This window comes from Arthrobacter sp. MYb23 (assembly GCF_002979775.1).
Lineage (GTDB): Bacteria > Actinomycetota > Actinomycetes > Actinomycetales > Micrococcaceae > Arthrobacter.
The window spans coordinates 60,525-70,780 of sequence record NZ_PCPR01000026.1; the positions used below are offsets into that span (position 1 = coordinate 60,525).

13 protein-coding genes and 1 pseudogene are annotated in these 10,256 nt (G+C 60.0%); 9 read left to right on the forward strand and 5 right to left on the reverse strand.

Going from position 1 to position 10,256, the window contains the following annotated elements:
- The first annotated feature begins 27 nt into the window (after positions 1 to 27).
- Complete coding sequence (locus tag CQ020_RS24595; protein WP_258142123.1) at positions 28 to 171, forward strand: hypothetical protein; 144 nt, start codon at positions 28 to 30, stop codon at positions 169 to 171.
- Here the strand turns inward: CQ020_RS24595 and CQ020_RS24830 are convergent.
- From CQ020_RS24830 to CQ020_RS20480, 3 genes and pseudogenes are all read right to left on the reverse strand, one after another.
- Positions 172 to 708, reverse strand: a pseudogene (locus tag CQ020_RS24830) (4'-phosphopantetheinyl transferase superfamily protein); the annotation flags it as partial.
- Entirely contained in the window at positions 696 to 1,166 is a 471-nt protein-coding gene (locus CQ020_RS20475; protein WP_105693650.1) for a nucleoside deaminase, read from the reverse strand. The pseudogene CQ020_RS24830 and the gene CQ020_RS20475, both read right to left, overlap by 13 nt.
- A gap of 170 nt (positions 1,167 to 1,336) precedes the next feature.
- Positions 1,337 to 2,335 carry an NAD(P)-dependent oxidoreductase gene (locus CQ020_RS20480; protein WP_181151976.1) on the reverse strand — a complete coding sequence of 333 codons (999 nt, stop codon included), beginning with the start codon at positions 2,333 to 2,335 and terminating at the stop codon, positions 1,337 to 1,339.
- Positions 2,336 to 2,363: 28 nt separating this feature from the next.
- Here CQ020_RS20480 and CQ020_RS20485 point away from each other — a divergent pair, with 28 nt between their 5' ends.
- On the forward strand, positions 2,364 to 2,999 hold the full coding sequence (locus CQ020_RS20485) for a ScbR family autoregulator-binding transcription factor (protein ID WP_105693656.1): 636 nt from the start codon (positions 2,364 to 2,366) through the stop codon (positions 2,997 to 2,999).
- Here CQ020_RS20485 and CQ020_RS24835 read toward each other — a convergent pair.
- Positions 2,920 to 3,930 carry a ScbA/BarX family gamma-butyrolactone biosynthesis protein gene (locus CQ020_RS24835; RefSeq protein WP_105693658.1) on the reverse strand — a complete coding sequence of 337 codons (1,011 nt, stop codon included), beginning with the start codon at positions 3,928 to 3,930 and terminating at the stop codon, positions 2,920 to 2,922. The genes CQ020_RS20485 and CQ020_RS24835 overlap by 80 nt on opposite strands.
- Positions 3,931 to 4,249: 319 nt before the next feature.
- Between CQ020_RS24835 and CQ020_RS20495 the strand changes: the two genes are divergently transcribed.
- Complete coding sequence (locus CQ020_RS20495; RefSeq protein ID WP_181151977.1) at positions 4,250 to 4,963, forward strand: heme oxygenase (biliverdin-producing); 714 nt, start codon at positions 4,250 to 4,252, stop codon at positions 4,961 to 4,963.
- Here CQ020_RS20495 and CQ020_RS20500 read toward each other — a convergent pair.
- A complete protein-coding gene (locus CQ020_RS20500) occupies positions 4,895 to 5,416 on the reverse strand; it encodes a flavin reductase family protein (RefSeq protein ID WP_105693661.1) in 522 nt (173 codons plus the stop codon). The two genes, CQ020_RS20495 and CQ020_RS20500, sit on opposite strands and share 69 nt — an antisense overlap.
- A 196-nt stretch (positions 5,417 to 5,612) precedes the next feature.
- On the opposite strand from CQ020_RS20500, the gene CQ020_RS20505 reads away from it, so the two are divergent.
- The 6 genes from CQ020_RS20505 (at position 5,613) to ureG (ending at position 9,953) form a co-directional block, all read left to right on the forward strand.
- Entirely contained in the window at positions 5,613 to 5,915 is a 303-nt protein-coding gene (locus CQ020_RS20505; RefSeq protein ID WP_105693663.1) for an urease subunit gamma, read from the forward strand.
- Positions 5,916 to 5,923: 8 nt separating this feature from the next.
- Positions 5,924 to 6,292 carry an urease subunit beta gene (locus CQ020_RS20510; RefSeq protein WP_105693665.1) on the forward strand — a complete coding sequence of 123 codons (369 nt, stop codon included), beginning with the start codon at positions 5,924 to 5,926 and terminating at the stop codon, positions 6,290 to 6,292.
- Complete coding sequence (ureC, locus tag CQ020_RS20515; RefSeq protein WP_105693667.1) at positions 6,289 to 8,019, forward strand: urease subunit alpha; 1,731 nt, start codon at positions 6,289 to 6,291, stop codon at positions 8,017 to 8,019. The genes CQ020_RS20510 and ureC overlap by 4 nt, the downstream gene beginning before the upstream one ends.
- An 8-nt stretch (positions 8,020 to 8,027) precedes the next feature.
- Positions 8,028 to 8,501: an urease accessory protein UreE gene (gene ureE, locus CQ020_RS20520; protein ID WP_105693669.1), complete on the forward strand. Its 474-nt coding sequence runs from the start codon at positions 8,028 to 8,030 to the stop codon at positions 8,499 to 8,501.
- A gap of 141 nt (positions 8,502 to 8,642) precedes the next feature.
- Complete coding sequence (locus CQ020_RS20525; protein ID WP_105693671.1) at positions 8,643 to 9,314, forward strand: urease accessory protein UreF; 672 nt, start codon at positions 8,643 to 8,645, stop codon at positions 9,312 to 9,314.
- A 21-nt stretch (positions 9,315 to 9,335) separates the two neighbouring features.
- Positions 9,336 to 9,953, forward strand: coding sequence for an urease accessory protein UreG (gene ureG, locus CQ020_RS20530; RefSeq protein WP_105693673.1), 618 nt, complete (start codon positions 9,336 to 9,338; stop codon positions 9,951 to 9,953).
- The last annotated feature ends 303 nt before the right edge of the window (positions 9,954 to 10,256 follow it).

The window sequence follows — 10,256 nt, forward strand, 5'->3', positions numbered from 1 at the left end:
TAAACGAAGTGGTGTTCAGGAGATGGAATGCCAAGGGAGCCAGCAGACGGTAAGGACCATTCCTCTGTCGGTGGCGTACGACCCGTGGCTCCGGGCCGCGCCCGGGCCGACGGCGGTAAAGGTTCCGCTTGCGGTGCCCGATTCATGGAACTCGATACCGATGTCCTGTAGGGACCTGACCGAACCTTCTGGGTGCATCGCTTTGTAAGCTGCTTCTTTTGCGCTGAAGCGGATGGTCGAACCAGTATCCGGATGAAAGTGCCCCAGGGGTGTCGCGGTCAGTTCTTCCGTCGGCGCCGACATCAGCCGAAGCATCTGCTGCGAGAACGGTTGGACTGCTTCGATGTCTATGCCGATACGCAGGTGAGCTCTTGTAGTTGCTGCTACAGCCAAGTGGCAGCAGTGACTGATACTCCCTGAGTAGTTCCTCGGCCAGCGCACATCGCCCGACGCCGTGGAAATCAGCGGCCCGGGGCTTGGGCATCCCAGTTGAAACAGGGATGCCATCGCGGATTTACGGCCTGCCGTCGATGCGCTGCTCCGGGACGGGACGCTTGCCCCCGGTTCGGTTCTGACTCCTGTCGCCGAGAGTACGAGCTCCCCTGTTTGCTGGCTTAGTACGTTGTCCGGTTGGTGCAGTCCGGCATCGAGAAGTTTGGTGAGCCAGAGGAAGAGCGTCTGGCCCTTATTCCGGGTTAGCTCGTCCATTCGGCAAAGGGACGGAGTCTGTCATCAAGGTCAATGAACGCTGTTCCAGGACCCCAACCTTCGGTCTCGTTCGGGTAATTGGTGTACGTTCCACGAAGGTCACAGCCGAACGAGCCGGCTTCCTCCCGGGTTACCGTGTAGAAAATGACGTCGATGCCCGCGTAGAAGGCTGAAACGTAGCAAAGGGTGCATGGGGAGCACGAGGTGTACAGACTCCCACCACGGATGCCGTCCAGCCCCAGCTCTGAACAGGCGTCCCGGATAGCGGCAACTTCTGCATGGGCGGTAGGATCCGACTCCTGACCTACGCGATTTGGAGTTGGTGCGAGTACCCGTCCCTCGGCAGTCACGATGGTGGTGACAAAGGGCAATCCGCCCCGGGCAACTTCAGTTATCGCTGCCCGTATGGTCTCTTCAGCGACTGCACGGTCAAACTTCACATCTATCTCGACGGTCATTAGGTTCCTTGGACTGTTTAGCTACGACGGATTCATTGAGTGAGCCCTCTGTAGGGGGCCCGCCAGTTTGGGTCGAACGCAGTCAAGCGGGCGATACACGTGGCGAAACAGCCTCGCGGTAATGAGCCTAAATCGGACCTTTCCAAAAAACAAGCCGGTCGGCTGGTTTTTTACGAGAGATGTCTTTTGAGGTGGCTCTTGTACCAATCGGCCGTTGAATCCGACAGGTTCAGAGGCTTGGGTTTCGTATTTGTTGCTGCCCAGATACTTTCGGCGTCATACCAGTGATCTTCTGAAATGAGTCGGATCTGGTGGCCGCTTAGTCCCAGTTCTGCCATTTTGGATACCGCGTCTTCCCGGGAGACTTTGAGGTTGAGATCCAGTGGAGTGATGCGCTGGTCAATCCATTGGAGTATCTGGCTAAGTCTTATGGCCGAAGGATGTGCCGCATGAAATGCCCCTTGGCGGGGCTGGGCGTCTGTAGCGAGAAGGGCTACGAGTTGGCCAAGTTGCTCGGCATCAATTAAAGACAGATGGCAGTCCGGGCCGTCGATGCTTCCGCTGATTTGCTGGAATACTTTTGTCAGTGTTGGTACAAACCAACGATCTCCTTGGCCGAATACCATATGCGGTCGGATGACTACTCCTCCGGCTTGCAGGACGGCGTCATCAGCGATAGCCCTGGCTTGGCTCACTACTGATTCGGGATGGAGTTCTGCGGTGTCCGCAGGGAGATTTCTGTGAGGGCCGGAACCATACACTGCCGTGGTACCCATATGTATGAGGGGTAAGCCGAGTCTCCGGCATGCCGAGATAAGGTTCAAGGGCCCACGGCGATTGATGGAGTCTGCAAGATCGGGTGACTTACCCGTGTATGACGCGGCGTTGATGACGACGTCGACACCGGCCAATGCCTTCTGAAGCGTGCCCTCAATCGTAATGTCGCCGTGAACCCGGGTTGTTCCGGCCGCTTGGGCTTCGTTTGCGGGCCGGCGCGTCATCCCTATAACGTCGACCTTATTGTCTGACTCGAGTGCGGCACGAATGTGGCTCCCGATGAAACCCCAGGCGCCGATCAGGAGGACCCTGACGGAACCTCCGGCGGGCAGATGGTTCGTTACCGTACCCCATCGCGATTCGGCGTGATCGGGTGCAGGTTCTTTATGCATGATGGTTCCCATCAGAAAGAGGCGGTTTGTGGCTCAACAGGAAAGGGCCCGAGTTACCCGGGCAACCGTCATTGAAGGGGCTGCCCGAACCTTTGAACGGTTGGGCTACGGGAACGCCAGTCTCACTGACATTGCCGAGACTGCTGCCGTAACAAAGGGAGCGCTCTATTTTCACTTCAAATCCAAAGAGGAATTAGCGAAGGCGGTCATTGACGAGCAGCACGCACGGGTCCGAGAGACCAGTGAAGCCATCTTGGGCGGCGGACATTCGCCATTGACTTCGATGATGCTCCTCTGCAGGCACTTTGCTGAGCAGCTTCTGGTCGACCCCATCATCAGGGCGGGAATTCGGCTGACGCTTGAGGCCTCGGCTTTCGAAGGATCCGTCAAGGAGCCGTACGAGGATTGGGTCTCGACCATGCAGCTGCTGACAACGCAAGGACAAAGCCAGGGCGAAATCAACCAGGCCATCGACGCAGAGGTTATAGCCCGATACGTAGTGGCCTCATTCACGGGGGTCCAGCTTGTATCTGACGTCTTGACGGCCAGGGTTGATCTCGTGCAAAGGGTCGAAGACATGTGGACTATCCTCTTGCCGGTTCTAGGGACCTCCGGGGACTCCCCGAAGTATCCTTCGGAGATCCTCCATGGCAGGAAAGGCTAGGGGCACCTCCCCGGTCCTCGCTCCTTTGTCGAGCAATAACAGCCTCGATGAGGGTCAGGATCTCTTGATCGGAATTTCGGAACTCGATCAGCAGAGACGTCAAGCCGTCCCGATCCGTTTTTAGACTCGCCACGCTTACTTTGGTGGGGCCCTCCAGCTCCACGATCTTGAGAAACGCGGCCGCGAAAGAGCTGACATCGAGTGTCGAATCTCCCGTGTAAACCCTGATGCATTGACGTGCCGCTTCGATGAGCAGTGCACCCGGAACATGGTCAAGGGCATGATCAAAGTAGATCGGATTTGTTGTGTCTACTCTCAGGATCCAGTTGCCGGCTGTGGCCGACTCGGTCAGTGCAACGTTTCGTGGGGAGCTGCTGCCGACATGCGCTTCCTTCAGCCCGGCTGGCGGTGCGACGTCGTTCTGGACGGCCCCGCGGTTGCGGAGCCGTGCGTACGTAGCCTCATTAACAATTTTTGTACCGGCGGAAGCTGTGGCTATCTGCCGATCTTGGACCTGAAACTCCGCAGAAACGTTGAAGCTGGTCAAGCCTCGCGTTCCTGATTTTTTGTCGGAAACACGGACGGAAAGGGTTACGTCGGTAGGTTTTAGGCCATCCGGCTTGCCCGCCCCGATCTTAGTGACCCCCATATTGGGCAGCAGGAAACGAGTCCCCAGTGGAACCCCAAGTTCGGCGTGAGAGATAAGGATGGTTGCTTGCCGGAGTGTCTCGGCGATAAGTGCTGAATCGTAAGTGTCTGCTACCGACCCGTAAAAAACATGCCACCGGGGCCACTGGGCAGCGACCAGGTAGGAGCCTTCAGCAAGCTCAAGGACATCGGTTACGAAGACTTCTGCAATGGATGATCGGTGCACTAGATGGCGTGGCACGGCGTTTTGAAAGGACAAGACGGGCGGACTGGGGATCTTCATTCCGTTTCGCTCTCGACGATTTTGTAAATCTTCTAGTCAAAACGGAGCATACCGGTCGGACGGCTTTTTAGTGCATGAGGGATTTATTACTGTCACGGTTTGTAACCAGCGAATCCAGGCAGGTCATCCAGGGCGCGGGGAGGTGTGGCGACATTCCTTCGCAGCGACGACAAAAATCGATCTACGGCCTCCGCCGGAACAACTGAACCCGGGCCGCGCTCGCCGGAATTAGCGCACAAAAGCTTTACCGAATACCCATCGTGTGACAGGGTGTCATCAAACAGCCATTGCTCTACTTCGCTTGATGACTGGAGTACCCATGACCGCATTTTCCGAGGAACTCAAAAGCCATACAGCGTCCGCCCACGAGCATGCCGAGCAGGCCGGATTCGTCACGGAATTGCTGAACGGCAAGATGGAGGCGAGCCAGGTGGCAGCCATGCTGCTGCAGAACTACGTCATCTACCAGGCTTTGGAATCAGCCTTGGACGCCAACCCTGACCCTCGCCTGGCACCCTTTGCTGACCCTGCCCTCATGCGGGTTGAGGCGTTGGAAAAGGACTTGGCGGTGCACTATGGCGATGACTGGGAACGCAGGCTGGCCGCTGGTGAATTGCACGTGACGCCCGGTGCCAAGGCGTACGCTGACGAGCTCGCGGCAATCGGTCCGGGCTCGACCACGTATCTCATGGCACACCACTACGTCCGCTATCTTGGTGATCTTTCGGGTGGTCAGATCATCTCCGCCCTTGTTCAGCGGCACTACAATCTCAGTCCTGAAGGTCTCAACTTCTACGCCTTTGAAGGCATCGGGAAGATCAAGCCCTACAAGGACTCGTACAGAGGTCACTTGGACGAAGCCGATTTCTCCGACGTCGAGAAGCAGGAGATCCTCCGCCATGCCGAAGTTGCTTTCGACACCAACCGGCAGGTCTTCGTGGACCTGATGGAGCACTACCTGAAACTAGATCGCGGGCTGAACGCTCTGGAACAAGGTGTGGAATTCCCGGTTGTGGTAAACCAGCGGAGCTGAATCGGCCGGGTTGGACCGGATGTCCAAAACCCTCGCCGCCAGCAACACAGAACCACCAAGCGGTGCCCGGTGGATGATTTCGCACCGCAATGCCCAAACGGCCTCCTTGAGCAGGGGCTCTCCCGTGGGAAGCACTTCCCAGTCCATGGAGTCCGTGAAGCGCGGGGCGGATGGGTCTGCGAAGGTCCGTGCGAGATCCAGCTGATCGGCGCCGGCCAGGTGGACCACGATTGTTTGCGCGGCTGCGATGTGTGAAGCCGAACGGCCGCTGGTCACAGAGAACGCCAGAGTGGGCGGATCCACGGCCACCGACGCCACCGAGGACGCTGTCAGCCCTACTGCTCCCTCCGGCCCCATAGCCGTGATGATGGAGACACCTGCCGGATGTGCGCGGAACGCGTCCCTGAAAAGTTGGCCGACTTCTTCGGATGGCTGGGGCATTGGGTGGGTCATTAAGGCACTTTCCTGGGACTGATGGGGGATGGAACCCTTGCGGGCGCACACCTCAATGATGCTAGAACCTCAACATTGGTTGAGGTCAATTCCTGAAAAAACGACCCCCGCCCGTGACGCCGTGGAAACGTAGCCGAAACTTCCGCTCCTTACGCTGAACACAATCTGTCCAAGTGCCGGCGTCCAAGGAGTAACCATGCATCTTTTGCCCCGTGAGCAGGAGAAACTCATGATCGTGGTGGCCGCCGACCTCGCCCGGCGCCGTCAAGGGCGAGGGCTCAAACTGAACTACCCCGAAGCCGTGGCCATCATCAGCTACGAGCTCATCGAAGGTGCCCGCGACGGCAGGACAGTCGCCCAACTCATGAGCTACGGAACCACCATCCTCCGCCGTGAAGACGTGATGGAAGGCGTGCCGGAGATGATCCACGACGTCCAGATCGAAGCCACCTTCCCTGACGGCACTAAGCTCGTCACCGTCCACAACCCCATCCGTTAGGAGCCCCCATGATCCCCGGTGAATACAGGCTCCAACCCGGATCCGTCGCGTGCAACAGCGGCCGTGAGGCAACCGCCGTCGAGGTGGTGAACCGCGGTGACCGGCCCGTGCAGGTCGGTTCGCACTATCACTTTGCCGAGGCCAACCGGGCCTTGGAATTCGATCGGGAAGCCGCCTTCGGCCGCCGCCTGGACATCCCCGCGGGCACGGCCGCCCGCTTCGAGCCCGGAGACCGGAAGACCGTCCGGCTGATTGCGATTGCCGGTGCGCGCGAGGTTTTCGGGCTCAGTAACGGTGTTAACGGAAAGCTCGACGGCGGAACTGCCGTAGACGGGGAACCCCGCCCGGGCGTCGCAGCGGAAAGGGACCACCAGTGAGCTTCGAGATACCCCGCAAGCAGTACGCCGAACTGTATGGCCCGACCACCGGTGACGCCATCCGCCTGGCCGACACCGAGCTGTTCCTCGAAATCGAGAAGGACCACACGGTCTACGGCGAAGAAGTGGTGTTCGGCGGCGGCAAAGTGATCCGCGACGGCATGGGCCAAAACGGGCAGCTGACCCGTGCCGAAGACATCCCGGACACCGTCATCACCAACGTGATCGTGCTCGACTACAGCGGCATCTACAAAGCTGACGTTGCCCTGAGGGACGGCCACATCTTCAAGATCGGCAAGGCAGGCAACCCGCAGATCACCGACGGCGTGGACATTGTGATCGGTGCCAGCACGGAAATCATCGCGGGCGAGCGGAAAATCCTCACCGCCGGCGGCATTGATACCCACATCCACTTCATCTCCCCGGAGCAGGTCCCCGCAGCCCTGTGCAACGGAATCACCACCATGGTGGGTGGGGGCACCGGGCCGGCAGAAGGAACCAAAGCCACCACCATCACCCCCGGCGCCTGGCACATCTCGCGGATGCTCCAGGCCGCCGAAGGGCTCCCCGTCAACATCGGCCTGTTCGGGAAAGGCCACGCCTCCGCCGTCGAACCCCTCGCCGAGCAGATCCGCGCAGGCGCCGTCGGGCTCAAAGTCCATGAAGACTGGGGCTCCACCACATCCTCCATCGACATGTCCCTGCGTGTGGCCGACGAATACGACGTCCAGGTAGCCATCCACACGGACACCCTGAACGAGTGCGGCTTTGTTGAAGACACCATCCGGGCGATCGACGGGCGCGTGATTCACACCTTCCACACCGAAGGCGCCGGTGGTGGACATGCTCCGGACATCATCAAGATCGCCGGACTGCCCAACGTGCTCCCCGCGTCCACCAACCCCACGCTGCCGTACACCAAAAACACCATCGAAGAGCACCTGGACATGCTCATGGTCTGCCACCACCTCAACCCGGACATTCCCGAAGACGTGGCCTTCGCAGACTCACGCATCCGCGCCGAAACCATCGCCGCCGAAGACGTCCTGCACGACCTCGGCGTCTTCGCGATCACCTCCTCCGACTCCCAAGCCATGGGCCGGGTTGGCGAAGTAGTCACCCGCACCTGGCAAGTAGCCGACGCCATGAAACGACAGCGCGGCGTCCTCCACGATCCGTCCGGGACCGCCCACGGATCCGCCGAATCCGACAACTTCCGGCTCAAACGCTACGTAGCCAAATACACCATCAACCCCGCCATCGCCCAAGGCATGGCGGATGTGATCGGCTCCGTGGAAGAAGGCAAATTCGCCGACCTCGTCCTCTGGGATCCCGCCTTCTTCGGCGTGAAACCAGAGCTCGTCATCAAAGGCGGGCAGATCGCCTACGCACTCATGGGGGACTCCAACGCCTCCATCCCCACACCACAACCCCGCACCATGCGGCCCATGTTCGCCAGCTACGGGAAGGCACTGCAGCAAACGTCCATCACGTTCCTTTCCAAGGCCGCCATCGACGCCGGAGTGCCGGCCGAGCTGGGCCTCGAACGCATCATCAAACCCGTCACCGGCATCCGCAACCTCACCAAAGCGGACCTCAAATACAACGGCGAAACCCCGGACATCGCCGTCGACCCCGAAACGTACAAAGTGACGGTCGACGGCGTCGAAGTCACCTCCCAGCCCTCCGACGTGCTGCCCATGGCCCAGCGCTACTTTCTCTTCTAGGAGCCACTATGATCATCGAAAAAATCCTGGGCAACCTGCACGAACAACCCAACAACTACGCCGGCCGCCACAAAGAAAAAGTCATCCTCCCCAGCGCCCTGCTCGTCAAACGCATCCAACGCGTCACCACCGACCACGGCAAAGAACTCGGCATCCGGCTCCCCACCGGCACCGGAGACCTCCGCGACGGCGACATCCTCGCCGTCGACGACCACAACGTCATCATCATCTCCGTGCTGCCCACCGACGTCCTGGTGATAGGGCCGCGGAGCATCCACGAAATGGGGGTCGTGGCACATTCGCTCGGCAACCGGCATTTGCAGGCACAGTTCTTCGACGCTGCGTCTGAATACGGGGCCGAAGTCATGGTGTGCCAGTACGACCACACGGTTGAAGACTATTTGAAGAGCGTCGGCGTCCCCTACGACAGGCAAGAGCGGGTCATGCCGGTGCCGTTCCGCCATGCCGAGCATTCGCACTAAAGCTTTGCGACGCCTCAGGTTGGGTGCGCACGCTTGCGCTCCACTGGGAAGGGGGCCGTGCCCGCTTCGCGATGCCCTCCACGCCGCGGCCCCCTTCCCAGCTCCGCTCAAGCGCGCCGTCCTCACCTCGGGCGCTGCGCTTTGAGTGCGACCTATCAGCTTGCTCTTCAACAGTTGACCGACTCCGCTTTGCCTACGGGGGCTTTTGCTCATTCTCTTGGGTTTGAGAGCTATATCGAGCGTGAGTTGGTGCGTGATGAGGGGTCGTTTGGGGTTTGGCTTTCCGCTTTTGTGGGGCAGCAGTTGGTCTATTCCGATGGGTTGGCCGTTCGCTTTCTTTATGAAGGCGTGGATGTGGGCTTGTTGGATTCTGTTCTTTCGGCGCAGTTGTTGGCCCGGGAAGTGCGGGAGGCTTCGCTCAAAATGGGTGGGCGGTTGTTGGAGATAGGTGGGGAAGTGTTCCCGTCGGCGGGGTTGGAGGCGTATCGGGGGCTCGTGAGGGCAGGGTTGGCTTCGGGGCATCAACCGTTGGCTTTTGGTGTCATTGCGCGGTCATTGGGGGTCCCTTTTGAAGCGGCGCTCTCTGCCTATTTGTTCGCCACCGTCACTTCGCTGACGCAGAACGCCGTTCGAGCCATTCCGTTGGGGCAGAACGCCGGGCAGCGGGTACTGCGGAAAGCGCACGACGCCGTCGCTACCGCCGTCAAGGATGTAGCACAGCTGTGCTGGGACGACTTTGGGGCCGTCAGCCCAGGCCTCGAAATTTCACAAATGCGGCACGAACGGCAACGCGCCCGCATGTTCATGAGCTAGCCAGTGTAAAGGACAAAAAACATGACTGAACCCATCAAAATCGGCGTCGGCGGACCCGTCGGAGCTGGCAAGACACAGCTCGTGGAACGCATCACCCGGCACATGAGCAGCGACATCTCCATGGCCGCCATCACCAACGACATCTACACCATCGAAGACGCCAAAATCCTCGCCGCCAACGGCATCCTGCCCGAAGACCGGATCATCGGCGTCGAAACCGGAGGCTGCCCCCACACCGCCATCCGCGAAGACACCTCCATGAACACCGCAGCCATCGAACAACTCAAAACGAGACACCCCGACCTTCAAGTCATCTTCGTCGAATCCGGCGGCGACAACCTCTCCGCCACCTTCAGCCCCGAACTCGTCGACTTCTCCATCTACATCATCGACGTCGCCCAAGGCGAAAAAATCCCCCGCAAAGCCGGGCAAGGCATGATCAAGTCCGACCTCTTCATCATCAACAAAACGGACCTGGCACCCCACGTCGGAGCGGACCTCTCAATCATGGAACGGGACTCCAAGGAATTCCGCGGAAACAAGCCGTTCTGCTTCACGAACCTGAAGACCGACGAAGGCCTGGACGAGGTCCTGAACTGGATCCGCCGCGACGTCCTGATGCTCGACTTGGCTAAATGATCCCGCCAAGGTCCGCGCCCGTGTCACCTGGGGCGGCGCCCGCGGATGAAGGGGGCCGTGCCCGTCCCCAGCCGCTCCCAACTCTCGCAAGCTCGAGTCGGGTCCCTCGCGGCAGTGGGCCCCCCGCGCGGCCCACCACGCCGCGGCCCCTATCACCCGGCTCCGCCACCTCTGCGGTCGAGTCACCCGACGGACTATGCCTATGACGGCGCCAGTGCAGGTGCCGGTCGCCGGTTCGGCTGCTCGGGTAAACGTGGAGCCCGGCTCCATGTTGGCCGTGGGCGAGCGGGGGGTGCGGGGGCG